This is a genomic window from Thiomicrolovo immobilis, assembly GCF_039645955.1.
GTDB lineage: Bacteria > Campylobacterota > Campylobacteria > Campylobacterales > Sulfurimonadaceae > Thiomicrolovo > Thiomicrolovo diazotrophicus.
The window spans coordinates 2,175,600-2,200,162 of sequence record NZ_CP147916.1 but is presented as its reverse complement, the minus strand read 5'-3'; the positions used below and the strand labels follow the sequence as shown (position 1 = coordinate 2,200,162).

The following is a 24,563-nucleotide window of genomic DNA, read 5'->3' as shown; positions in this document are numbered from 1 at the left end:
TTTTTGAGGAGTCGAGAGATGGAAGAGTATTTTGACAGCCGGCTGGCGGATTTTGCCCTCACGGCGATGTTCAGTTTCCTGATCGGCCTGGAGATCAAGACCTACCGGCTGCGGTTCCATCCCACGGACCAGGAGCATACGTTCGGCTCGGCGCGGACGTATACGTTTCTCGGTATTCTCGGTTATCTGTGCTGGTTGCTCGGTATAGCCCCCTACCTTGTTGCGATGGCGGGAGTTACCCTGCTGTTTGCACTTTTTTACGTCCAGCAGCTCTCCAAGGGGCGTCCCTCTATTCTTTTCTATCTTGCGGCGCTGCTCGTCTATACCTTCGGGCCGCTGTCGGAACGTTTTGCCATCTGGCTGCCTTCACTGGTTTTCGTTTTGATGATCTTTCTACTCAACGCCAAACCGCGCCTGCAGGCGTTGTCTAAAAGCCTCAATGCCACTGAGCTGGAGACCGTCGGCAAAATGGTACTGCTCTCGGCCGTCATTTTGCCGCTGCTGCCGCATCAGCGCATCGGGACGTTTCTGCCCCTGTCGCCTTTCGAGCTCTGGAGCGCGGTCGTGATCGTTTCGTCGATCTCTTACGGCGGCTACCTGGCCCAAAAATACATCTTCCGCCAGAGGGGGTATCTGATCGCCGGGCTGATCGGCGGGCTCTACTCCAGTACGGCGACGACGGTCGTGCTCTCGCGCAAGGCCGCCGAGATCGGGAACAGACGCCTGATGACGGGGGCCATCGTCGCCGCCTCGGCCATGATGTACCTGCGCCTTATCGTGATCGCCCTGATTTTCACCCCGGAGGTGGCGCGGGCCCTCCTGCTCCCTTTCATGCTCTTCGCCCTGGCGGCCTTTGCGATTGCCGCACCGTATGCCCTGCGGCAAAGCGGGGAGACGGTGCCGGTGGAAGAGAGTGTGGATAGAAACCCGCTGGAACTGGGGACCGCGTTCCTTTTTGCCGTCTTGTTTGTCGTGATGATGGCGGCAACGCAGCTCGTCACGGCCCATTTCGGCACGGGCGGGCTGCAGCTGCTCTCCTTTGCCGTCGGCTTTACCGACATCGATCCTTTTGTCCTGTCGCTGCTGACAGGCCATGAGGCGCTGAAAACGCCGGTGATCGTCTCATCGGTGATGATCGCCGCAGGCAGTAACAATCTGCTCAAGGCGATCTATGCCGTCTGGTTCGGGGGCTTTGCCGCCGGCCGGATTGCCGCGTTATGGCTGCTGCTGCTCGGGATGTCGACCGTAGGCGTGGCGTTTATTATCTAGGAGACGGGCATGCTTGAAGCGCTGGTGATGACGTACGGCTATGCGATGATCGCCGCGGGCACCTTTTTGGAAGGGGAGACGGTCCTCGTGATCGGCGGCTACCTTGCCCATGCAGGCTATCTGGAGCTTCCGTGGGTGATCGTATCCGCCTTTGCAGGCAGCTTTGTCGGGGATCAGTTCTATTTTTTCATCGGCCGGAAGCAGGGAATGGCGCTGCTGGAGAAACGCCCGCGCTGGAAGGCAAAATCCGAACGGGTACGTTCGCTGCTGCATCGCCGACAGAACGCGCTGATCGTCGGCTTCCGTTTTCTCTACGGTTTGCGGACGGTCACCCCTTTTCTGCTCGGCGCGAGCGGGATCGCCCCGGGAAAGTTTCTGCTGCTCAATGCCGCCGGTGCGGCGCTCTGGGCCGTTGCCGTTGCATTGGCGGGTTACCTGCTGGGGCATACCGTGGCGCTCTTTTTCGCCGAGGCGCACCGCTATGCCCTCTATGGTGCCCTCGGGGTCGCCCTTGCCGCGATGGCGGTCTGGGGATGGCGCATCGTCAGACGACAGCGTTGACGCGGTTCCGTCCCGCCTTTTTTGCCGCGTATAGCGCGGCGTCGGCCCGCCGGATAACGGCTTCATAGTCGGCGTCGCCGGCTTCCGTTTCGGCGACCCCGAAACTGGCGGTCACGATATCACCGCCGGCGGAGCTTTCATGGCGGATTTTCAGTGCTTCGATATGACGGCGCAGCTCCTCCGCAAAATGCGCGGCGTTGGAAAGGGGAGTATTGGGAAGCATGATGATGAACTCCTCGCCCCCGTAACGGGCGATGCAGTCGCCGGGGCGTTTGAGGGCCTCCTGCATCGTATGGGCCACGCTGAGCAGGCACTGGTCCCCCTCGATATGGCCGTAGGTGTCATTATAGGCTTTGAACGAGTCGATATCCGCCATGATCAGCGCGACGGGATGCTGTTCGCGCAGTGAGCGCTGGTACTCCTCTTTCAGACGCTTCATAAAGTGGCGGCGGTTCGCGATGCCGGTGAGCGGATCGATCATGCTCTGCTCTTTGACGGTTTGGTAGGCACGCCGCAGGCGCCAGCCGACCAGCAGGATGATCCCCAGCCCGCTCAGGGCGATGAGGAGATGACCGCCGCCCAGCGGAAGCTGCGGGGCGATAACGTGGGGAATGGTGACGCTGACACCGCCGCGGATATCACCGACCTTGTAGCCTTGGGATTCATGGCATTTCAGGCAGCTTTTCTCCGTATAGAGCGGGGCCATGTAACGGTACCCGCCGTCGAAAAAGGCGCCGTATTCCTTTGTCCCGTGGTAAAAAGATTCGAGTACCGTGCGTTCCCAGGCTTTCGGTGCGTTTTCGGGACGGATCGGTTTCAGGCTGGTGATATGGATCTGCAGGCCGTCGTACTTTTCCGCCAGTTCGGAGAGCTGTCGGGTCATATAGGCGGGGTTGACCAGGGTCAGCAGCTGCCCGTCCGGCAGGGGGATGTCCCGCCGCACATTCTTGAGGTGGGGATTGGGCGGTGTTGTTTCGTCGGCGAAGACGTAGACCCCCCCGTGGCGTGCATTCCACTCGCGGGTCAGCACGATCTGCTGGAAGAAGGCCCGCCCGCTTTTGAGCATGGCGTCCTCCTCAAGGTTTTTGTTATGGTAAAACTCCCATGTCCATGAGAAGAGGACGACTAAAATCCATCCGCCTGCGAGTAAGGCGATTTTGCCTTTCATTGATTGCACTCCCTGATTGATCGATATTATTAAGTGTATATTTATCTATTATAACACGGAGGGAATTAAGGTGAAAGGGGGCGTAAACGTTAATCGGAAAGGGCGGAAATTATGGGCTCCAGCAGCGCTTCGTAGGGCAGCAGGGTTTGCCGCGCAAACTGGTTCCGGTTGAAGGTCTGCTGCCGTTTGGCAAGCTGCGCCGTGTGGGTAATGATCTGCTGCGTCATCTCCTCTGCGGAGACCTTCCCGTCAAGGTACTCCAGCACCTCGATGATGCCGATCGCTTTCATGGGGTTGGGTGCACGGCCGTACTGCCGTTCCAGGCGGGCGACTTCGTCGATGAGCCCGGAGGCGATCATTTTGTGGGTGCGCAGGGTGATGCGTTTGCGCAGCAGGTCGCGGGGGACGTCGATCGCGAAGAGGGGGGCGTCGGTCAGAATAGGTTCGGGGGGGTGGGCTGCAAACCATGCGGAGGGGGGCATGTCCGTCTGCAGGTAGATCGTGAGCATCTTTTCGGTGCGGTAGCGGTCGTTGGCGTCGATCCCGGCCATATACTCCGGATCGACGCGCTGCAGCAGGGCGTACGCCTTTGCCTGCTCCTGCAGCAGTGCCGCGACCTTCTCGCGGGTGGTGTCATCGGTCGCGGGGGTTTCGGAGATCCCGTCGAAAAGCACCTTGAGGTAAAAGGAGGTCCCGCCGACGATGATCAGCGGTACACCGGCGGCTTCGCAGTCTCTGAGCGCCTGTCGGTAGAGATCGACGAAGGTCGTGACGTCGAAGGGCCGGTCCGGTGTCAGGACGTCGATGCCGTAGTGGATGATCTCCCCGCGCTCTTCGAGCGTGGGCTTGGCCGAGGCGATGTCGATCCCCTTGTAGATGCTGAGGGAATCAAGGGAGAGGATACGCGCGCCCGTGACGGCGGCGGCTTGCAGGGCGAGGTCGCTCTTGCCCGAGGCCGTGGGTCCGATGAGGGCGATCGTTTTCATGACGACAGTATACGCTACAATCGCTGTTAAAGTTGTGTGTAACGGGTACAAGGAGAAGCAGGATGAAACTGGCGGGCTATGCGGTTACGATCGTGACGCTGTTGGCGTTATGGGGGTGCGAAGCGATGGTGTTCCAGCCCGATTCGCGGCTCTACGCGACGCCCTCGGATCTCAACCTCAGTTACCGGGAAGCGCACTTCGATTCGAAAGACGGTACGCGGCTGTCGGGCTGGTGGCTCGAACCGCCATCTGCACGGCTGGGAACGGTGATCATTGTGCACGGAAACGCGCAGAACATCTCGGCGCATTTTACCGGGTTTGACTGGCTGGTACGGGCGGGGTACGAGGTATTTATCTTCGATTACCGGGGGTACGGCACCTCGGAGGGCACCCCGGGGCTGGAGGGGGCGGTGGAGGACACCGAAGCCGCCCTGGGATACGTGCTGGCCCGGCGCGGGGGAAAGGTGACCGTCATCGGGCAGTCGCTGGGGGGTGCGCTGCTGTTTAATGCCCTGGCGCGGCGGGGGACGGAGCGGATTGCGCTGGCCGTCTTCGACAGTACCTTCGCTTCGCTGCCCCAGGCGGGCAGGGAGGCACTTGACCGCTCCGTCGTGGGGTGGCCGGTGCAGTGGAGCGCGACGCTGGCCCTGACGGACCGCTTTGATCCCATCGGGATCGCCCCGTCGCTGGCGGTGCCGAAGCTTTACCTCGCCGGCTCCAAAGACGGCATCATCTCCCCCAACCACAGCTGGCAGCTCTTTGATGCGTCGGCGCGGCCGCGCGCCTTCTGGCTCGTGACGGATGCCGGGCATATCAACGCCTTCGCCCATCCCCGGGTCCGGCAGCGCTTTTTGTCGTTTCTGCGCAGGCCTCTCTTTGACCAGGATGCCTCGGCTATGCTGATTTTTGATACAATTAAACAAAAAAGTGAGTAGCCGGGTGAAACGCATCGTCGCCAAACTGCATGATTTCAATGAGCTGGTGATGTTCCAGCACTCCATCTTCTCTCTTCCGTTCATCTTTATCGCGATGATCGTCGCCGCCGGGGGATGGTTCGGATTTTCGCTGCTGCTGCTGGGGATCCTTGCGGCGATATCGGCGCGCAACTTCGCCATGGGGGTCAACCGCTATGCCGACCGCGATATCGATGCGCTGAATCCGAGGACCCAGGAGCGCCCCAATGCCGACGGCCGTCTTGACAGCACGACGATCCTGCTTTTTTCCGTTGTCAACGCCCTCGTCTTTATCATTGTCGCCTACCTGATCAACGACCTGGCCTTTATGCTGGCGATTCCCGTCCTGGCGGTACTGGGAAGCTATTCGTATTTCAAGCGTTTCAGCGAGCTGGCCCATGTCGTGCTGGGCATTTCCCTGGGACTTGCGCCCCTGGCCGGGGTGGTTGCGGTGAGCGAAAGTGTGCCGCAGTGGTCGGTGCTGCTTTCCCTTGGCGTCCTTTTCTGGGTCGCCGGCTTTGATCTGCTCTATTCGCTGCAGGATATCGAATTCGACAAGCTTCACGGGTTGCACTCCGTGCCTTCCGTCTACGGCCCGAAAGCGACCCTCTTCATTTCGACCCTCTTTCACCTCAATACGGTGCTGTTCTGGTGGATGTTCGTCTGGGCGGCGGAGCTGGGCTTTTTTGCCTGGATGGCTGTGGCAGCAAGTACGCTGATGCTGGGGTATGAACACTACCTTGTCCGCAAGGACTTTACGAAGATCGACCGCGCCTTCTTTACCGTCAACGGCTACCTCGGGATCGTTTTCCTGGTGCTGATCATTCTGGACCAGTGGATGCGCTAGGCCGTTGAGGCTGAAACTGCTAGGGGTAATCGCTGTCAGTCCGGTGAGAATATAGCTGATGTCCGTATGGATGCGGTTGAACGTTTTGTTAAAGCGGGGTAGGGTGGAAAATTGCGTCTAGAAAAGAGGTGTCCCGCAGGGATGCGGAACGGGGCCGGAATTACTTCAGGCCAGCGATGTAAGCTGCAACAGCTTTGATGTCTGCTTCAGAGTACGGAGCAACCTGACCTTTCATCAGTGCACCCATACCGTGGATGTTGCGTGTACCGGCTTTGTAACCGTTGAGCGCTTCTTCAGTCGTAGCAGCATCCCAGCCTTTGATGACTTGAGATTTGCCGAGGGCTTTTTTCTCGCCGTTTGCACCGTGGCATGCAGCACATTTTTTGTACAGAGCAGCACCGTCAGCCGCCATAAGAGATACGCTAGCAACAAGCAGAGTCAGAGCGATTTTTTTCATTTTTAGGTCTCCAAGTGAAAATTTCGGGGTTCATTATACAGATTTGACTCTTAAACATTGTTAATCATTCCTATTAGTTTCGCTTAACGAGATGTTCACTTCTGTTGAATAAACAGGCTCTTAGAGGCTTGTTACGTACATAATGGTAAAATCCCCATTATTTTTAACATGGGGAAAACGATGCGCTATATTGATGACGACCTGAAAGACAAGACGATTTTGATCACGGGAGGCGCGGGCTTTATCGGCGCGAACCTGGCTTTCTATTTTCAGGAGAATCACCCCGATGCCCATGTCGTCGTCCTCGACAGCTTCCGCAGCGGTGAGACGCTCAGCAACGGCAACCTTAAAAGCTTTGGTCACTTCAAGAACCTGATCGGCTTCCGCGGCGAGGTGATCAGCGGCGACATCAACGACAAGGCGCTGCTGGCCAAGCTGGAGGGAGATTACGATTTCGACTACATCTTCCACGAAGCGGCGATCTCCGACACGACGGCGCTGGAGCAGGACCTGATGATCCGCACCAACCTTAACGCCTATAAAGACCTCCTTGACATGGCGGTGCGCCAGGGGGCCAATATGATCTACGCCTCTTCAGGCGCGACCTACGGTGACGCCCCTTCGCCGCAGCGCGTCGGGGTCGAGGCGCCGCAGAACGTCTACGGCTTTTCGAAGCTGATGATGGACCATCTCAGCCGCGATTACATGGAACGCGAGAAGATCGGCATCGTCGGCCTGCGCTATTTCAATGTCTACGGCCCGCGGGAGTTCTTCAAGAACAAGACCGCCTCGATGGTCGTACAGTTCGGCCACCAGCTCCTCTCGGGCAAAAACCCGCGCCTCTTCGAAGGCTCGGACAAGATCGTGCGCGACTTTATCTACATCGAGGATATCATCCAGGCGAACGTCCTGGCGATGCACCCCAAAGAGAACGGCATCTACAATGTCGGGACCGGGAAGGCGCGCTCCTTCCAGTCCATCGTCGACACGCTCCAAAAAGAGCTGGGGACAGCGCTGCCGTGCGAGTACATCCCGAACCCCTTTGTCGGACGCTACCAGTTCCACACCGAGGCGGACATCGGCAGCACGATGCGGGGGCTGGGTTACAAGCCGCGCTATGAGCTCGAAGACGGGATCAAAGCCTACATTCCCGAGATCAAGCGCCTCTTTGAAGAAGAGGTCAAATGATCCAGTTGCTGCGTAACAGCCGTCCCAATATCCTCGTCGTCGGCGATCTGATGATCGACCACTACCTCTGGGGCCGGGCGGAACGCATCTCCCCCGAGGCGCCGGTGCAGGTCGTCGACGTCGCCAACGAGACGACGGTACTGGGCGGGGCGGGCAACGTCATCAACAACCTGATCGCCCTGGGCGCCTCCGTCAGCGTCGCCTCGGCTATCGGGGACGACGCCAACGGCAAGGAGCTGACGCTGATGCTCAAAAGCATCGGGGTGAAGACGGAGGGACTGGTGACGCAGCCGGGCCGCAAGACGAGCAAAAAGAGCCGCGTCATCGCCGCGAACCAGCAGATCCTGCGCTACGACAAAGAGTCCAAGGACGCCATTACCGAAGCCTCCGAATCGAAGATCCTCGCCGCGGTGGAGAAGGACCTTTTCCTCTACGACATCATTATTCTCTCCGATTACGGCAAAGGGGTGCTGACGCCGGCCCTGGCGCAGGGGGTCATCACCCGTGCACGCGCGGGGGGCAAGAAGGTGCTCGTCGACCCGAAAGGGCGTGACTACACGAAGTACCGCGGCGCGCACCTGCTCACCCCCAACAAAAAAGAGGCGATCGAGGCGACCGGCATCGAGATCAAAGACGACGAAAGTCTCCAGGCGGCGCTGCTGTGGCTGAAAAGCGAGTGCGGCCTCGACCGCTCCATGATCACCCTCTCCGAAGACGGGATCGCGATCTTCGACGAAAAGCTCAAGCGTTTCCCGACCGTGGCCCAGGAGGTCTACGATGTGACGGGGGCGGGCGATACGGTGATCGCCTCCATCGCTTTTGCGCTCAGTTCAGGCCTCAGCATCGACGACGCGGCCCGATTCGCGAACCTGGCTGCCGGCGTCGTCGTCGGCAAGATCGGATCGGCGACGGTGACCCTGGACGAGATCGAAGAGTACGAGGCGATGCTGCACCAGAGCAGCTCCGATGCGCACATCAAGAGCTTCGAGGAGATCGACCGGATCGTCAACCGCTGCCGGGCCGGGGGAAAACGCATCGTCTTTACCAACGGCTGTTTCGACATTCTGCACGTCGGACACGTCAAGTACCTCCAGGTCGCCAAGAGCTTCGGCGACATCCTGATTGTCGGGCTCAATGCCGACGCCTCCGTCCGTGCGCTCAAGGGGCCCTCGCGCCCCGTCAACAGCGAAGACGACCGCGCCTATATCCTCGCCGCGCTCGAGTCGGTGGACTATGTCGTCAAATTCGGCGACGATACCCCCTACGAGCTGATCAAGATGCTCCGCCCCGACGTCCTTGTCAAAGGGGGAGATTATGAGGGCAAAGCCGTCGTCGGAACCGAATTTGCAGGCGAGCTGAAACTCGTCGATTTCGTCGAAGGCAAAAGTACGACGAAGACCATAGCAAGAATCCAGGAGGGAACAATATGCTGAAAACTTTGGTAACCACGCTGGCGCTCGGCTGCTCGCTGTTCGCGATGCACGAAGCGGAACTGAACCTGAACAACTACGATCTCAATGCGAAGCTCGACTTTGATATGGGACAGTTCAACGATGCCGTCGATCCGGAGACGGTCTTTCTCGGGGCCCGTTACCTCCGCGGCTCCTATCATCACAGCGACGAACTCCGCGACAAGGACCACGATCTCTTCGATGCGCACTTTGCCGTAGCGCAGCGTCTCTCGGGCAACGATGCCCTGACCCTCGGGCTCGGGGTGAAATTCGTCTATACTTCGATCGAAGGGTACGATTTTGACGCCCTGCCGATCGGTGTTTTTGCGCGTTACGAGCTGCCGCTGAACCTACCGGTTCCCTTTATCGTGGGCGGGGCGCTCTATTACGCACCGGAGGTCTTGGCGTGGCAGGATGCGAAGAACTACCTCGAATACGACCTCTCCCTTGATATCCGGATCATCGACCGCGCCGCGGTGACGGCGGGTTACCGGAAAATCGATACGGATTTCGATCTCTCCGGCGGGGATTTCACCTTCAACGAGGCGTGGTACGTCGGCGTCAAGTTCCGCTTTTAAACACTTTCTTTCTCGGCGGGGCTAGACGATCAGACGCTCCGCCGCCTCAATGACTTCATACGCTTCGATCGATTTCATACATTCATGGTGTCACCATTGATGAAAACACCCATGGAACCAAGTCCCATGAGCTACGCTGGCCGCTGTGGCGCTGAAGCTAGCCTTTGACAAGGCAGAATCAGACAATAAGTTTTTCTGCTGCCTCAATGACTTCATACGCTTCAATCGATTTCATACATTCATGATGTTTGAGCGGACATTCGCGTTTCATGCAGGGAGCGCACTCCAGGTCGTGGCGGACGATGGCGCTTTTAGGATTGCCCCACTGGCAGGTCTCTTGGTGGCGTGTCGGGCCGAAGATCGCGACGGTAGGGACGCGGTAGGCGGCCGCGACGTGCATCGGGCCGCTGTCGTTGGTGACAAAGAACGAAAGTCCCCCGACAGCGGCGCAGAGTTCGGTGATGGTCGTTTTTCCGGCAAGGTTGCGGTAGTTCTCGACCTCCCGTGCCTGCAGATCCTTTTCGATCGCCTCCGCCATGGCCGTTTCGCCGGGACCGCCGAAGATAACGATGTCGTAGCGGTCTGAAAAATGGGCGGCGACGGCGGCGAACTTTTCGGGGTACCACCGTTTGGCCGAGCCGTAGGTCGCCCCGGGATTGATACCGAGCGTCGGTCGTTCAAAGGTGCGGGGCGGGATGAAGAGGCGCAGCGGCCCCGGCGCGGTTTCGGTGCCGCAGAGGCGGTCGGCCAGCCGCTGGTACTGTTGCGTAAGATGCTCCTCGCGCGAAAGGGCGACGGCGTCGCTGAGCAGCAGCCGCGCATGCCAGCTCGCACGGGCGACGCTTCTGGGGGTTCCCGTCCAGCACAGCAGCAGCGAGGCGTGCAGCTGGTTGCGGAAACTGACCGCGGCATCGTGGCGGCCGATCGTTTTGGCGAAGCGGTAGGTATTGGCGAGGCGGTTCCCGCCCTTTTTTGTCTCGTCAACGTAGGCATTGACACACATGGGGTGGTGTTTAAGGGCTTCGATAGCGACATAGGATCCGACCAGGGTGAGACGTGCCTCGGGGTAACATTCGCAGAGCGATTCGATGGCGGCCGTGGCCATGACCGCGTCGCCGAGCCAGTTGGGCAGGATGATCAGCAGTTTCACGCTTCGTCCTTTTCAATCAGATAGACCGGGGCGCCGGAGACCGCGAGGGCATCCGTCGTAAAGGTGCGGCCGTCGCGGCTGATAAAGCAGCGGGGCTCGGCAAAGTGCTGGGTATACGCCTCGCCGTTCGTCCAGAAGATGCGCAGCAGGCCATCGGGGCGCTGCAGCACCATTTCGAACCGTTCGCGGCGCTGCTGAAGGGCGATGTGCCGCGCCTCCTTCAACAAGGAGGTCATGGTCTTGAAGGCGTGAAATGCCGGGCGCTCCCGCCAACCGTCCCGCGTATCGACGAGACCGTAGCCCGGGGCGGCAAGCTGATGCCAGTAGACGGTCGCGACCTGTTGCGTGGCCAGGGCGAGCAGGTAATAGCGCACCATGTACGAGGCGTAGATCTCCTCGTCGACGCACTCCTTCTCGCTGGTCGGTGCGTAGGGGGCCGTCCCCGTCAGCGGCCAGTTCGTTTCAGTGAGGTAAAGGGGACGCTTTGCGCGGGGGGAGAGCATCGTCAGGGAGGAGAGAAAGTTGATCTTGCAGGGGAGGTCGCACCCGGCCTGGGTGTTTTCCGGCGCCCCGCGTCGGTCGACGTAGAGCAGGGCATTGACGGCGTCGAAGCGGACGCCGCGGAGGTTGAAAAGGGCGTGGGCGGCGAAGTGGTATTCAAAATCGATGACGCCCGGGCCGATAAGTTGCAGCCCCGGGAAAGCATCGTCACGGAGCTGCTGCGCCGTTTTGAAAAAATCCAGGTATTCGTTGACACTGGCAAACCCCCATTTGGCACGGTTGAGGGTGGTCCCGATCTGAAAGCGGTTTCCGAAGGGGGCGAGGGCGGTAAAGGTTTGTTCGAGCGTCTCTTTTCGCAGCGCGGCGTCCTCAATGTGTTCGCGGTCCTGCATCAGGACGAAAAAGAGCCGTTTCCCCTCAAGTTGCCTGACGAAGGAAACAATGACATCCAGTTCGCTACGCTCCCAGAGTTTGACCCGGATCAGCAGCTCTTCGACACTGAGCGAAGCGACCGCTTTCAACGTGGCGTCCGGCGCGCGCAGGGGGTCGACGATCAGCCCGGCAAAGTGGGGGGCGTCAATAGGGTGGCGGCGCAGGAAGGGCATGGCTAGGAGGGCCAGCGGCAGCCACAACAGGCCCGAGAGCGCCGTTTTGACGAGGGAGGCACGCTGTGCTTTTCGCAGCCTTCGTTTGAGGGGGCGGTCTTTGAGCTGATAAGGCTGATCGGAGTGGAAATCCCATGCGTACGGCGGTTTCATGGGACGTATTATAGCGAAGCGGGTGTCAGCGTCTGCCCGCCAAAGAGGCGTACGCCGGCCGGGCTGCGCGGTAGGTATGGAAACGGTCTGTTTCCCCGGCAAACAGCAGTCGCTGGGAGACGTCGGTAAAGGCCGCGGCGCGCAGGGTATAGTCTTCGGAATTGCGCTCGCACGCTGCGGGCTCTGCCCTGTATCGGGAGACGTCATAGCAGGTGACTTCTCCCGTGTCAGCAAGGTACTCGACGGCTTGCATCCCCTCGACCCACCCCAGGATGCCGTTGCGGTAATAATCGGCGACGAAATGGTGATCGCTGACAAGCGATTTTCCGCTGAAATCCGGCATCAGTTTTTTGTAATCCCCGAAGACGATGTCGACGACGGTCGGGGCGATGTCGCGCTGCGACACATAATGGTCGAGGTAGTGCGGTGCAATGCTGGCACCGTAGAAGGCAAGGGGGATCATAAAGTTCTCAAAGGTGCCGTCGACGCCTCCGCCGCAGTGGTCGGCGAAAAAGACAAAGAGCGTGTTCGGGTAGCGTGCCTGCACCGCCGCGACGAACTCTCCCAGGGCCGCGTCCGCAAAATGCAGCGCATTCAGGCGGTTGTTCTGTTTTTCATCATCGGCGAAACGGGTTTTCCCGACCCCCTCCGGGAGCTTGTCGTCATGGGTCGTGGCACCGTTGATACCGAGCACGAAAGGCGAAGAACTCTCCCCGAGCTTCTGCAAGGCAAAGGCGTAGAGGTCCTGGTCGTAGACGCCCCAGAAATTGGTCCCGAATCGGCGTTCGGTAACGTCCTCCTTGCCGTAGCTTTCGCTAAAGCCCAGTTTCTGTGCCAGCGCGCCCGTGCCGCTGGTCTCTTTGGCCGTCCCCTGGAAGAAGATACTGCGGTATCCGCGGGCATTAAAGAGGTCGATGACCGAACGGTAGCGGAAGTTTTGCAGCTGAGTTTTCGCGACACTCCTGGCAAGGGGGTTCTGATAGGAGACCAGGGTGGTGAACATCCCTTCCGTCGTCCGGTGACCGCCGGCGATCGCGGCTTTCGGACGGAGCGAGCGGGGAAGGATGCTGTCAAAAAAGGGTGTTGTTTGGAGTGCATGCCCGTAGGGCTGCATGTTGACGCCGCTCCACCCTTCGAGGAAGAAGAAGATGACGTTCGGGGTGGCGTTCATGCCGGTCACGGTACGGCCGTCGTCATAGATTTCGGCAAATCCCCGTTTGACTTCCCGTGGGGAAAGCTTGGCGACGCGTCGGGGGAGGAGACGCCCTTCCGTGTCGACGAGGGAGAAGAGGGCGCTGTAGCTCCCGTTAAGCGCCAGCTGCGCCAGGCGGGCGTCTCCGATCTGGCTTGATTGCCAGGGGGTCAGGGGGATGTGCGCGAACATCCCGCGGATGAAGAAGACGGAAAGGCCCAACAGCAGCAGGGTTTTCGGAAGGTAGTAGCGGTCGAGGGGAACCGGGTGCAGCCGGGCGCGGCCAAAACGGTAGAAGCCCCATACCATCAGCGGCACGGCGGTCAGTGCGGTGAGGGTGAAGAGGGTGTTCTGCCCGAGCGCCGTCATAAAAAGCCCGCCGGCATCGTTGAAAACATCAGTGATCTCGTAGGCGATATGGCGGGAGGCATCCTCGAAGTAGAGGATGTCGGAGAGTTGCAGCATGACGAGCGAACCGAGAAGCAGCGCGGCGCCGATGTGCAGAAGCCGGGCATTAAACTGCCCCAGCGTCGCAAACAGCGTGACGATGGCGGCGGCGGCGAAATCGAAACGGTACCCCCATACAAGGGCGTGCAGCAGGGATGCAAAGGGGTAGCCGCCGAAACGATCGGCGTAGAAGGCGAGAAAAAGCAGTTTGGTCGACGCCAGCAGCAGGTAGGCGAGTGCAAACAGCGTAAAGTAGTTGCGCAAAAAAATCATGGACTACCATCTCCCCGGTTACCGGCATCGGGGGAGTACGGGGGACGTTCTCCCCGGAATGCGCTGTTTTGTTGTCAGAATGTAACCCTATTGTATCCTATTTCTAATACCCCATTGGGTACAATCACCTCCAAGAAAACCGCGAGGAGCGAAGAGATGAAAATATCCGTCATCGGCACGGGCTATGTCGGCCTGGTCAGCGGGACCTGTTTTGCGCAGATGGGCAACAGCGTCACCTGTGTGGACATCGATGAGGGAAAGATCGCGAAACTGCGCCAGGGGATCATCCCGATCTATGAACCGGGTCTGGAGACGATGGTCCTCGAGAATCATGAGAAGGGCACCCTGGCATTCACGACCGATATCCAGGAGGCGATCGCTTCGACGGATGTCGCCTTTATCGCCGTCGGTACCCCGATGGGCGAAGATGGCAGCGCGGACCTTCAGTACGTGCTGGCCGTCGCCAAAAGCATCGGCGAGCATATGCAGCATTACATGGTCGTCGTCGACAAATCGACGGTTCCCGTCGGGACGGCCGACAAGGTCAAAGCCGCGATCCAGACAGAACTGGACAAGCGCGGCGTCGACCTGGCGTTTGACGTCGTCTCCAACCCGGAGTTCCTCAAAGAGGGGGCGGCCATCGAGGACTTCATGCACCCCGACCGCGTCGTCATCGGTGCCGAGAGCGAGACGGCGATGCAGGTGATGCACGACCTCTACGCCCCCTTCATGAAAAAGAGCGACCGTTTTATCGGGATGGATATCAAAAGCGCCGAGATGACCAAATACGCCGCAAACGCGATGCTCGCGACGAAGATCAGCTTTATGAACGAGATGGCCAATATCTGCGAACGCGTCGGCGCGGACGTCAACAAGGTGCGCCACGGCATCGGCAGCGACGGCCGCATCGGCTACAGCTTCATCTACCCGGGCTGCGGCTACGGCGGCAGCTGCTTTCCGAAGGATGTGCAGGCCCTGGCCAAAACGGCCAAGGATTTCGGCTATACCCCGCGGATCCTCGACGCCGTCGAAGCGGTGAACTACGATCAGAAGATGGTCATGGCGGACAAGGTGATCAAACGTTTCGGCGAGGAACTCTCGGGCCTTACCTTCGCCGTCTGGGGGCTGGCGTTCAAACCGGAAACGGACGATATGCGCGAAGCCTCCTCCATCACGATCATCAACGCCCTCACGGCACGCGGCGCGAAGATCAAGGCCTACGACCCGAAAGCCCGCCACGAGGCGGAGAGCTACTATCTCAAGGGCAACGAGAGCGTCGAATACGTCGACAGCAAATACGACGCTCTCACCGGCGCCGACGCGCTCATCCTCGTCACCGAGTGGCAGGAGTTCCGCAGCCCCGACTTCGACGAGATCGACAAACGCCTCAACAGCCCGATCTTCTTCGACGGCCGCAACCAGTTCGACAAGGAGCGTATGGCGCGTCTCGGATTCGAATACTTCCAGATCGGGGTCTGAGAACGTTATTTCCGATAAGAAAAAAACTACAGAAGGAGAAAGCTTGAAGACAGCTTTTTTTGTTTCTACGGGACGGACCGGGACCGACTTTTTTACCGATTTTTTCAATAATGTCGTTGAGAACTCCTGGAGCCTGCACGAACCGAAACCCGCATTCAGAAAGCGGGGGCATCAGCTGATGTCACGCCCCCACACGATGTGGGAAAAATACTACTTTGCGCTGCCGCGGCGCTGGTGGCATATGAAGCATTCGGAAGAGTGGTACGTGGAAACGAACTACCACCTCTTCGCCGCCATTCCGCTGATCCGGGACGCCTTTCCCGACGCGCTGGTGTTCCACATCGTCCGCGACGGCAGGGACGTGGTCACGTCATGGCTCAACCGCGGCCGCTATATCACGAACGACCATATGACCCCCTTCCATATTCCCGGCGACCCGGCGCAGGCGTTGTGGGAGAACTGGAACGCGCTGCAGAAACTGGCCTGGTACTGGAAAACAGTCAATACCCGCGCCATCGAGACCCAGCCGGACATGATCATCAAGTTCGAAGAGCTCTTTAAGACGAACAAGGAGCTCATCTTCGACATCCTGGCGAAGTTTGACGGCCTGGTCTATGACGAAGCAAAGGTCCGCGCTTCGCTGGAGAAGAAAGTCAACCGGAACCGCATCGAGTTCTTCCCGAAGTATGACGAATGGCCGCGCCACTGGAAAGAGCAGTTCTGGGAGATCGCCGGGGAAAAGATGGAAGAGCTCGGCTACGCTTTCAAGCCGTAAAGCTGTAGCCTTCGAAGAAGGGGTATTTTTCGATCTCCCCACTTACCCGCGCTTTGAGCGCCTCGTCCCATGTATAGTCATTGCGGGTTTTATGCGGTTTCGTATAGACGATCGCCGCGCAGGCGTTGAGGTACTCCTCGGTTGTCTCAAGGCCGAGAAAATCGCATATTCTTTTCAGCTCCTCTTTCGGGTGTTCCATGAAGTTTTCGATCTTGACATGGATGACGTCCGCTACATCCACCTGCTCAAAGACCGAATTCGCCGTCTCCACGAGGGAGAAGTAGTGTTCGAGTTCCCCCGTTAATGCTTCCGGCGTCACTTTGCTTTTGTCCGAACCGACGACCCGGTAGGCCATGGTGCTGATATTATCGTAGGGGTTTCGGATGACGTGAATGAATTTGATCGGGAGGTCGATGGTCTTTTTCAGTTTCTTCAGCAGGTCCGGGTTCCGGCTGAAACGCCTGGAGCTGTTTCCCCCGCGTTTGTCGCCGATCACCTTCAGGTCGGTGTATTTGCCCTGGTACTGGCCTTCGACGGCATAGGAGTAGCCCGTCCACTCGCGGCCGGCCTCGGTGAACTGCTTGGCGTTGCGCAGCAGCAGGTGGAAGATGGCCTCTTTCGAAAACCCGTACTTGATATACTTGAGCACATCCTGCTCGTGGGCGATATTGGTTTGGGGATGGGCGTCGATCAATGAACCGATCAGGCTGTGGCTGCTGCGCGGATAGCCGACGAACATACAGTAGGTTTCGACATGGTCAAAAAGGTGCGGTTCGGTTTTCAGCGCCCGTTTCGTATAAAAGTAGTCTTTGAGCAGGTCGAGCTTTGCTTTGACGTTTCCGAACATAGAGTATTTCCTTGCTTTTGTGGTGATAATCATACAGTAAAGGGTGTTGGGGTTCGCTGATTTTCAGCGCCTAGCGCCGATAGAGCCGTTCGTACTTTTTGGTCATGGCGGCGGGCGAGTAGGCGTCGAGTTCGTCCCGGGCACGGGCGCTCAACCGTTCGCGCAGGGCAGCATCGCCGTAAAGGCGCTTGATGGCTTCGGCGAGGGCGCGGGCATCGCCGGGCGGCACGAGCAGACCATTGTCCTCATGATGAACGATATCGGGGATGCCGCCGACGTTCGAGGCGACGATGGGCACATCGAACTGCATGGCGTCGAAGAGGATGGATCCGAGCCCTTCGTAGCGGGAGGGGAAGGCGAAGAGGTCGAAACATGCCAGATAGTCGCCGACGTTGTTGACGAACCCTTCAAAGGTGATATTGCCAAGATCCGCCGCCGCCGCTTTCAGCACGGCCTCGTCGCTGCCGCCCCCGAGCAGTATGATCTGGATATCGGGGTGGCTTTGTTCCAGGATGCGGGCGGCCTCGATGAGGACGGCCTGCCCCTTGTGGGCGTCGACAAGCGCGCCGATCTGCCCGACGATAAATTTCCCCTCAAACCGGGTATTCAGTTGACGGATACGCGCCTCATCGGTCTCCAGCCTGCTCCAGGCGCTGGGGATGATGGCAACATCGGTCTCCGGGACGATCTTTCGGATCTCCGTTTTGATGGCTTCGGAGAGGGCAACGCACTGCGCGGCGGAGGCATAAATCGCCCGGTTGAAAGCGTTGTTCGTGATGGCGTGGTCGACCCGACGCGTGACGATGTACGGGACGCTGAGAAGCCATTTGCCAAAGAGGGCGAACTGCGCCGCTTTTGTTTCATGGGCGTGCAGCACGGCTGTGCCTTTGAGATGGACCAGGTGGAGGGCGTAGGGCTTGCCGATTTCGATGACGGAGAGGTTTTCGATGCCCCGGCAGCGCCGTCCCAGTTCCGAACCTTTGCGCACGAGCAGCCGCTGGCGGTAGCCCCGCTGCGAGAGTGTTTCAATCAGCAGCTGCGTCTGCCGCTCGCCGCCGCGGAACCCCTTGGCAAAGTTGGCGTGGGCGATAAGCATGCCGGTGGCGGGATGCGTCATGGTTGGAAGTCCTCTCGTCGGCGCTTTTCCGACGTATCCGAACAGTAACCGGTTCGTGTCGGAAGGATGCCGTATGGTACTGTAACATTGCCAAAAATCACGATGCCCCGCGCCGGGGCCGAAGGGTGCATGGCGATGTGGAACTCCCGCTATCTGCGGATCGACGCGGACAGGAACAGCAAGTTTACCTATTATCTTCAAAACGTGCTCGCTTACCCGCTGCCGGGGGTGCTTTTCCGGCCGCGCCGGGACGCGCTGCTGGAGAAAGGGAAAACGGACAGGGAAGTGCAAGAGCGACTGCACTATTACAACCGGTGCGATGCCGCGTTTCGTCTCGGCAGTGAAGCCCAGTCGCTGGACGCCTTCAGAAAGGTGAAAAAAAAGACCTACTTTTTCGACCTTTACGGCTGGTGGCGCTATTTCCGTCCCGAGTGCCGCAGCGCCTACCTCTTCGGCGACATCACCCATGTGCCGCCGCAGCCGACGCTGGTCAAGAGCCGCCCCATTGCCGGGGACAACCGCAACTCTGTCCTGATGAATCTCAATAAAGTGCGCCATTTCGTCTTTGTGAACGATGCGCTTCCCTTCGAGGCGAAAAAAAACATGGCCGTCTGGCGGGGGAAGGCGTACGGTAAACACCGTAGGGCTTTTGTAAAGCGCTTTTACAACCATCCGCGCTGCGATATCGGGCAGACGAATACGAAGTTCGAGACAGAGGTGCCGTGGCAGAAGGGACGGATGACGCTCAAAGAACAGCTACGGTACAAGTTCGTTATCTCCATCGAAGGAAACGACGTCGCGTCGAACCTCAAATGGATCATGTCCTCCAACTCCCTGGCGCTGATGGCCCGCCCGAAGTACGAGACCTGGTTTATGGAGGGGACCCTCATCCCCGATTACCACTATGTGCTGCTCAAAGACGACTACTCCGATCTGGAGGAGAAGATCGCCTACTACAGCGCCCATCCGGAGGAGGCGAAGGCGATTATCGCCAATGCCCACCGCCACGTGGCACGCTTCCGGGATGCGGAACGCGAAGCGGTCGTATCCCTGTCGGTGATGGAGAAGTATTTCGAGCGTTCGGGACAGTTGGAAGCGGGCACGCCGCATCCGCGCAGAAGGTCACGGCCGGCATGGCGTCTGAAGCGGCCGCGTCTGGCCGCCCTGGGGATCTAGGAGGCTTTATTCTTTTTGCCCCGGAGCCGCTTTTTCAGGGCGACGGCAGCCTCGGTTTTGCGTGTGCAGCTCTCAATGGCCTGCAGGGCCGCGGCTTCGTCCATCCCGCTGAGCCGTGCGTACTCCCGGGCGATCAGGGCGCGTTCGGGCGCCTTGGCCCAGAGTTTGCCGAAGTTCTTGATCCCCTCCGCCGGCGGGATCGGACGGAACTGCATCCGGTTGATATCGACGAGCATGAAACCGTACCCCTCCGCCGTCTTCCGTATAAGGATATTGCCCGGCGAATAGTCCTCGTGCCAAACCCCTTTTTGATGCAGCATATGGGTAAATGCGGTGAAGGCCTTCAGAATGGCCTCAACGTCGCCGACACGGTGGTGCAGCACTTCGCGGATGGTGAAGTCGTAGGGCTCGTATGTGGAGATGAAATAGCTCTGCGCGAAAAGTCCGCCCTGGAAGAACTCGATGTAGCCGATGGGCTGGGGGGTCGGTACGCCCAGTTCCAGAAGCCGGACGCCATTGTTGTAGGACTTTTTCGCCTTCGAATCGCGCAGATAGGCGTAGACGAAACGGTTGAGCAGGTGGGGGACCTTGAAGGCCTTGATGACGGTCTTGATACCGTGCATGGGGACGATCCGCAGTTCGTTGCGCGCTTTGTGGATGCTCTCATCCGAGGAGGAGAATTGCGCTTCGACCGAGAGCAGTTCTGCTTCAAACTCGGCATAGTCGGGATGGATCGTATAGCTGACAGACAACGGCAACCCTTTTGTAGGTGAGTGGAATGGTGATGTGCTTCTGACTTGCGTCACAGCGGGGCCGCGATGGAAATAACGGACAATGGGCAGCATTATATCAACCGGGGGGGAAAAGAATATTGAATCCGAATGTTTTCACAACGCACAAGGGCCTGCGCAAGGATTGTTGGGCCGGTAATCTGATAAAATTAGCTATCACTATACAAGACTGGGACACCGATTGAAATCGATTGCACGGCTCTACACATTTATTTATTCATATTATCTCAAGCTCTTCTATTCCAAGAGGGTGAAGCTTATGGGGCGCATACACGCAAACGGTTTTTTTACGATCGAAGTCGCCAGGGGGGCGACCCTGACGATTGAGGGCGACATCACCCTGAAGTCGGGCACGCTGATCGGCGTCCGCAAAAACGCTTCGCTCCGTATCGGCGAGGGGTGTTTCTTCAACCGCAACTGCACGATCGTCTGCCGCGACGCGATTTGTATCGGGGCGGACTGCCTTTTCGGTGAGAGCGTCAAGATCTACGACCACGATCACAGGCTTGCCGGCGGGAAGGTCTCGAAAAGCGACTATACGCTGGGCAGCGTTGAGATCGGAGAGGGGTGCTGGCTGGCGAACGACGTCAATGTGCTCAAAGGGAGCGTGCTTCCGGCGAACAGCGTCGTCGCGGCCAAAGGGGTCGTCAACCGTCCGCTGGAGCATGCGGGCATCTACGCGGGTATCCCCGTCGCTTATAAAAAAGCACTACCTAATTAACGAAGAACGGATCGAATGAAGCAGAAAATTACAGCAAATATCATTACACTGAATGAAGAGGAGAACATAGCGGAAGCGATCCGTTCCGTTCAGGCCGTCTGCGATGAGGTCCTCGTTGTCGATTCGCAGAGCACGGACAAAACGAGGGAGATCGCCGAATCCCTCGGGGCCAAGGTCGTCGTTCAGCCCTACCTCGGGGACGGACCGCAAAAAGCATTCGGCGCACCGCTGGCCGCGAACGACTGGATCTTGAGCCTCGATGCCGATGAGCGGCTTGACGCAAATGCGGTCGAAGCGATCGCCGGCCTTGACCTGGCGAACAGCGGGTATGACGCCTACGCCTTCCGCCGGAAGAGTTTTATCGGAAGACACTTCATCAAGCTGTGGTATCCGGACCGGCTCGTGCGGCTCTACAACCGCAACAGCGCCGGGTTCACGCAGGCGATCGGCCATGCGAAAGTCGAGGCGGAGAAGGTCAAGGAACTTGATGCGGACCTGCTGCACTACTCCTATAAGAGCTACGGGCAGATGATCAACAACATCGAAAAGTTTGCCGCCCGCGGTGCGCGCATGCTGCACGCGAAGGGGAAGCGGGCCCGATGGTACGACCCGTTCCTGCACGGCGGACTGACGTTCTTCAAAAAGCTGGTCGTCAAAGGGGGGATGTTCCACGGCATGCCCGGCTGGACCGTCTCCATCATCTCCGGGTTCAACACCTATATGAAATACATGATCCTGATCGAGATGCAGGAGAATGAAGCAGAGGAAGAGACGTCGGCATGAAGTACCTGCACATCATGAAGAACGAGAAGTTCATCGCCTCTTTCATCACCTTCATCCACACCCATTTCAACCCCGATGAACATCTGTTCATCATCCTGGGGGGCGTGTCGCAGGAGAAGCACCCGGTACCGGATCATCCTAATGTGATCGTTATCAAGAGTATGAACAGCCCTTTGCGCTATTTCTCGGCCGTCAAGCAGCTGAAGCCCTATTTTGAACAGGCGGAAAAGGTGATCATCCACAGTCTGCTGATCCGCGGGATCATCGACTTTTTCTTTTACAACCTGCGGTTCTGCACCAAAGCGTATTGGGTCGTATGGGGGGGAGACCTCTATGACTACCCCGCCAAGAAAAAGAAGCTCAAGCGGCAATTTTATCTGTATAAGAAGCGTCAGGTGATCAAGCGCATTGCGGGTCTCATCACCTACATTCGCGGCGATTACGAGCTTGCGAGGCGCTGGTACGGCGCCGAGGGCAGCTATCATGAATGTCTGATGTACCAAAGCAATACCTACAAGGCGATCCCGCTTCCCGAAACGGCGAAAGAGGAGGTCTGTATCCAGGTCGGGAATTCGGCGAACCCCACGAACAACCATCTGGAGATTTTGCAGAAGCTCCGCCCCTATGCCGATGAAAAGATCAAAATCATCTGTCCGCTTTCGTACGGAAGCAAACAGCATGCAAAGAAGGTGGCGGCGACGGGGAAAGCGTGGTTCGGCGACAAGTTCCAGCCGTTGATGACGTTTCTCCCCTATGAAGAGTACCTGAACTCCCTTGCCGAGATTGACATCGCGGTGTTCAACCATAAACGGCAGCAGGCAATGGGAAACATCATCACGCTGCTTGGCCTTGGCAAGAAAGTCTATCTGCGCAGCGACATCTCCACGTGGGGGCTTTTCGAGGAGAAAGGGGTGCGGCTGTTTGACAGCTGCGGTCCGCTTTCGATTGAGCGGTTGCCTGCTGAGACAGAAGCAGCGAACTGCCAACGCATCCAAACGCTTTTCTCGGATGCCGTCTTGCAAACGCAGTGGGCAGAGATTTTTCAAGGAAGCGAACAGCGATGATCGTCTTTTACCTTATGACGGAAAAAGGGTATGTCACCCTTCAAAACTTTGTCGAAGTATACGGCACAGAGAAGATCACCTATGTCTGTTCGGCGAGGGATGCACAGATGGAGATGGATTATTTCGACAGGATCCGGCAACTCTGCGCTACACACGGCATCGCATTTTTTACACGCGGTGAAGAGCCGGCAAGAGCGGCAGATACCTATGCGTTTACGATCGGCTGGCGCTGGCTGCTGCCTTCCTCGGCGAACCTGATCATCTTCCATGACTCTCTTCTGCCGGCATACCGGGGGTTCGCGCCGCTCGTCAACGCCCTGATCAACGGGGAAGAGCGTCTCGGCGTCACGGCCATATTCGCCGCAGACGAGTATGACAAAGGGGATATTGTCGCTCAGGAAGCGATCGATATCGTTTATCCTATGACCATCCAGCAGGCGATTGAAAAGGTTGCGCCGCTCTATTCCAAGCTGGTTAACACCATCAGTGCGGCCATTATCGGCGGCAAAGGGGTTGCGGGGACGCCGCAAAGGGAGTCGGAAGCCACGTACAGCCTCTGGCGGGATGCGGAAGATTACTGTATTGACCTGCATAAAGACGCCGAACGCATCAAACGCGAAGTGGACGCCCTCGGTTCGCCGTACGATGGTGCCAAGCTGTCGATGAACGGTGAGATGATCACGCTGGTCAGCGTCGAAGTGTGCTCCGATGTGACAATTGAGGACCGCGACAGCCATATCGGCAAAGTGGTCTTTTACGCGGAGGGGTACCCGGTCGTTGTTTGCAAGCGGGGATTGCTCAGGATCCTCGATGCCCGAAAGAGCAAAACGGGTGAAAGCGTATTGCCCCTGAAACAGTTTCGATCCCGATTTGAAAAGGTGGACAGAACCTCATGATTTTTTTTAATGTACCGGCGTACACCGGCAAAGAAGATGCCTATATGCTTGAAGCGGTTCGGAGCGGGAAGATATCCGGTGACGGCCTGTTCACGAAGAAGTGCCACGAATGGTTCGAGCGGGAGCTCGGGTGTGCCAAAGCGCTCTTGACGACGTCATGCACCCATGCCCTGGAGATGGCGGCCATGCTGATAGAGATCCAGCCGGGCGATGAGGTGATCATGCCGAGTTACACCTTCGTGTCGACGGCCAACGCGTTTGTCCTGAGAGGGGCAAAAATTGTTTTCGTCGATATCCGTCCCGATACGCTCAATATCGACGAGACGAAGATCGAAGCGGCGATCACCGATAAAACGAAGGCGATCGTGCCGGTCCACTACGCTGGCGTTGGCTGCGAGATGGATACGATCATGGCGATCGCTGAACGCCACGGCCTCTACGTCATCGAGGATGCCGCACAGGGGATGCAGGCGACCTATAAGGGGCGTGCACTGGGTACCATCGGGCACATCGGAACCTATAGTTTCCATGAGACGAAGAACTACACCGCCGGCGGCGAGGGCGGACTGCTGATTATCAACGACGAGCGTTTCGCTGAGCGGGCGGAGGTCATCCGGGAGAAGGGGACAAACCGCAGCCAGTTCTTTCGGGGGATGGTGGACAAGTACACCTGGGTCGATATCGGTTCATCCTACCTGCCGGCGGATATCAACGCGGCCTATCTCTATGCGCAGCTGGAGTCGGCCGATGCCGTCAATGCGGATCGTCTGGCAAGCTGGCGGCACTATTACGACGCGTTTGCCGCACTGGAAAAAAAGGGTATCGACCTGCCGGCGATACCGGCACACTGCGAGCACAATGCCCATATGTTCTACTTAAAGTGCACTTCGTTCGAGGAGCGTACCGCTTTCTTGGAGCACTGCAAAACGGAAGAGATACTGGCTGTATTCCACTACATCCCGCTGCATGCATCGCCGGCGGGTAAACGGTTCAGCCGTTTCCACGGCGAAGACCGCTTTACGACCGTCGAGAGCGAGCGTCTTGTCCGCCTGCCGCTCTATTACGGGATGGGCGAGGCGACGCGTCAGCGCGTCATCGACGTCGTCACATCCTTCTACGGTGACTAGACCTCCAG

24 protein-coding genes are annotated in these 24,563 nt (G+C 58.4%); 15 read left to right on the top strand and 9 right to left on the bottom strand.

From position 1 onward, the window contains the following. The first annotated feature begins 18 nt into the window (after positions 1–18). Both WCX72_RS11375 and WCX72_RS11370 read left to right on the top strand, forming a co-directional pair. Complete coding sequence (locus tag WCX72_RS11375) at positions 19–1,269, top strand: DUF4010 domain-containing protein (RefSeq protein ID WP_345969871.1); 1,251 nt, start codon at positions 19–21, stop codon at positions 1,267–1,269. A gap of 9 nt (positions 1,270–1,278) precedes the next feature. Further along, on the top strand, positions 1,279–1,830 hold the full coding sequence (locus WCX72_RS11370) for a DedA family protein (RefSeq protein ID WP_345969870.1): 552 nt from the start codon (positions 1,279–1,281) through the stop codon (positions 1,828–1,830). Here the strand turns inward: WCX72_RS11370 and WCX72_RS11365 are convergent. Further along, positions 1,814–2,998, bottom strand: coding sequence for a diguanylate cyclase (locus tag WCX72_RS11365; RefSeq protein ID WP_345969869.1), 1,185 nt, complete (start codon positions 2,996–2,998; stop codon positions 1,814–1,816). The two genes, WCX72_RS11370 and WCX72_RS11365, sit on opposite strands and share 17 nt — an antisense overlap. An 89-nt stretch (positions 2,999–3,087) precedes the next feature. Next, positions 3,088–3,984 (bottom strand): tRNA (adenosine(37)-N6)-dimethylallyltransferase MiaA, encoded by an 897-nt coding sequence (gene miaA / locus WCX72_RS11360; RefSeq protein WP_345969868.1) that lies wholly within the window; start codon positions 3,982–3,984, stop codon positions 3,088–3,090. Between the two features lie 62 nt (positions 3,985–4,046). Between miaA and WCX72_RS11355 the strand changes: the two genes are divergently transcribed. Together WCX72_RS11355 and mqnP are read left to right on the top strand one after the other, a co-directional pair. Continuing rightward, a complete protein-coding gene (locus tag WCX72_RS11355; protein WP_345969867.1) occupies positions 4,047–4,919 on the top strand; it encodes an alpha/beta hydrolase in 873 nt (290 codons plus the stop codon). Between the two features lie 4 nt (positions 4,920–4,923). Continuing rightward, positions 4,924–5,784: a menaquinone biosynthesis prenyltransferase MqnP gene (gene mqnP / locus WCX72_RS11350; protein ID WP_231019179.1), complete on the top strand. Its 861-nt coding sequence runs from the start codon at positions 4,924–4,926 to the stop codon at positions 5,782–5,784. A 160-nt stretch (positions 5,785–5,944) separates the two neighbouring features. On the opposite strand, the gene WCX72_RS11345 is transcribed toward mqnP, so the two are convergent. Then, positions 5,945–6,241 (bottom strand): c-type cytochrome, encoded by a 297-nt coding sequence (locus WCX72_RS11345; protein WP_231019178.1) that lies wholly within the window; start codon positions 6,239–6,241, stop codon positions 5,945–5,947. A 180-nt stretch (positions 6,242–6,421) separates the two neighbouring features. Between WCX72_RS11345 and rfaD the strand changes: the two genes are divergently transcribed. Genes rfaD through WCX72_RS11330 form a run of 3 tightly spaced genes read left to right on the top strand, consistent with a single transcriptional unit; the run spans position 6,422 to position 9,458 of the window. Then, entirely contained in the window at positions 6,422–7,429 is a 1,008-nt protein-coding gene (gene rfaD, locus WCX72_RS11340) for an ADP-glyceromanno-heptose 6-epimerase (RefSeq protein WP_345969866.1), read from the top strand. Continuing rightward, a complete protein-coding gene (rfaE1, locus tag WCX72_RS11335; protein WP_345969865.1) occupies positions 7,426–8,862 on the top strand; it encodes a D-glycero-beta-D-manno-heptose-7-phosphate kinase in 1,437 nt (478 codons plus the stop codon). The genes rfaD and rfaE1 overlap by 4 nt, the downstream gene beginning before the upstream one ends. After that, positions 8,856–9,458, top strand: coding sequence for a YfaZ family outer membrane protein (locus WCX72_RS11330; protein WP_345969864.1), 603 nt, complete (start codon positions 8,856–8,858; stop codon positions 9,456–9,458). The genes rfaE1 and WCX72_RS11330 overlap by 7 nt, the downstream gene beginning before the upstream one ends. 178 nt (positions 9,459–9,636) lie before the next feature. On the opposite strand, the gene waaF is transcribed toward WCX72_RS11330, so the two are convergent. The 3 genes from waaF to WCX72_RS11315 are packed head-to-tail and all read right to left on the bottom strand — an operon-like array spanning position 9,637 to position 13,779. Next, complete coding sequence (gene waaF / locus WCX72_RS11325; protein ID WP_345969863.1) at positions 9,637–10,608, bottom strand: lipopolysaccharide heptosyltransferase II; 972 nt, start codon at positions 10,606–10,608, stop codon at positions 9,637–9,639. Beyond that, positions 10,605–11,867, bottom strand: a complete 1,263-nt coding sequence (locus WCX72_RS11320; protein WP_345969862.1) for a glycosyl hydrolase — start codon at positions 11,865–11,867, stop codon at positions 10,605–10,607. Before WCX72_RS11320 ends, waaF begins: the two co-directional genes overlap by 4 nt. Positions 11,868–11,892: 25 nt before the next feature. Further along, positions 11,893–13,779 carry an LTA synthase family protein gene (locus WCX72_RS11315; RefSeq protein WP_345969861.1) on the bottom strand — a complete coding sequence of 629 codons (1,887 nt, stop codon included), beginning with the start codon at positions 13,777–13,779 and terminating at the stop codon, positions 11,893–11,895. A 156-nt stretch (positions 13,780–13,935) separates the two neighbouring features. Here WCX72_RS11315 and WCX72_RS11310 point away from each other — a divergent pair, with 156 nt between their 5' ends. After that, on the top strand, positions 13,936–15,258 hold the full coding sequence (locus WCX72_RS11310; RefSeq protein ID WP_231019171.1) for a UDP-glucose/GDP-mannose dehydrogenase family protein: 1,323 nt from the start codon (positions 13,936–13,938) through the stop codon (positions 15,256–15,258). 43 nt (positions 15,259–15,301) lie between these two features. After that, a complete protein-coding gene (locus WCX72_RS11305; RefSeq protein WP_231019167.1) occupies positions 15,302–16,033 on the top strand; it encodes a sulfotransferase in 732 nt (243 codons plus the stop codon). Here the strand turns inward: WCX72_RS11305 and WCX72_RS11300 are convergent. Together WCX72_RS11300 and WCX72_RS11295 are read right to left on the bottom strand one after the other, a co-directional pair. Continuing rightward, entirely contained in the window at positions 16,023–16,880 is an 858-nt protein-coding gene (locus tag WCX72_RS11300) for a sulfotransferase (protein ID WP_345969860.1), read from the bottom strand. The two genes, WCX72_RS11305 and WCX72_RS11300, sit on opposite strands and share 11 nt — an antisense overlap. Positions 16,881–16,950: 70 nt before the next feature. After that, entirely contained in the window at positions 16,951–17,997 is a 1,047-nt protein-coding gene (locus WCX72_RS11295) for a glycosyltransferase family 4 protein (RefSeq protein ID WP_345969859.1), read from the bottom strand. 87 nt (positions 17,998–18,084) lie between these two features. On the opposite strand from WCX72_RS11295, the gene WCX72_RS11290 reads away from it, so the two are divergent. Further along, entirely contained in the window at positions 18,085–19,173 is a 1,089-nt protein-coding gene (locus WCX72_RS11290; protein ID WP_345969858.1) for a glycosyl transferase family 90, read from the top strand. Here WCX72_RS11290 and WCX72_RS11285 read toward each other — a convergent pair. Then, a complete protein-coding gene (locus WCX72_RS11285; protein ID WP_345969857.1) occupies positions 19,170–19,925 on the bottom strand; it encodes a lipopolysaccharide kinase InaA family protein in 756 nt (251 codons plus the stop codon). The two genes, WCX72_RS11290 and WCX72_RS11285, sit on opposite strands and share 4 nt — an antisense overlap. 298 nt (positions 19,926–20,223) lie before the next feature. Here WCX72_RS11285 and WCX72_RS11280 point away from each other — a divergent pair, with 298 nt between their 5' ends. From WCX72_RS11280 to rffA, 5 genes are read left to right on the top strand one after another with little or no spacing between them, the layout of a single operon-like run. After that, positions 20,224–20,685, top strand: coding sequence for an acyltransferase (locus WCX72_RS11280; RefSeq protein WP_345969856.1), 462 nt, complete (start codon positions 20,224–20,226; stop codon positions 20,683–20,685). A 15-nt stretch (positions 20,686–20,700) separates the two neighbouring features. Further along, positions 20,701–21,468 (top strand): glycosyltransferase family 2 protein, encoded by a 768-nt coding sequence (locus WCX72_RS11275; RefSeq protein ID WP_345969855.1) that lies wholly within the window; start codon positions 20,701–20,703, stop codon positions 21,466–21,468. Beyond that, positions 21,465–22,532, top strand: a complete 1,068-nt coding sequence (locus tag WCX72_RS11270; protein ID WP_345969854.1) for a TDP-N-acetylfucosamine:lipid II N-acetylfucosaminyltransferase — start codon at positions 21,465–21,467, stop codon at positions 22,530–22,532. The genes WCX72_RS11275 and WCX72_RS11270 overlap by 4 nt, the downstream gene beginning before the upstream one ends. Beyond that, positions 22,529–23,428, top strand: coding sequence for a formyltransferase family protein (locus WCX72_RS11265; protein ID WP_345969853.1), 900 nt, complete (start codon positions 22,529–22,531; stop codon positions 23,426–23,428). The genes WCX72_RS11270 and WCX72_RS11265 overlap by 4 nt, the downstream gene beginning before the upstream one ends. Further along, entirely contained in the window at positions 23,425–24,555 is a 1,131-nt protein-coding gene (gene rffA, locus WCX72_RS11260; protein ID WP_345969852.1) for a dTDP-4-amino-4,6-dideoxygalactose transaminase, read from the top strand. The genes WCX72_RS11265 and rffA overlap by 4 nt, the downstream gene beginning before the upstream one ends. Positions 24,556–24,563 lie beyond the last annotated feature (8 nt).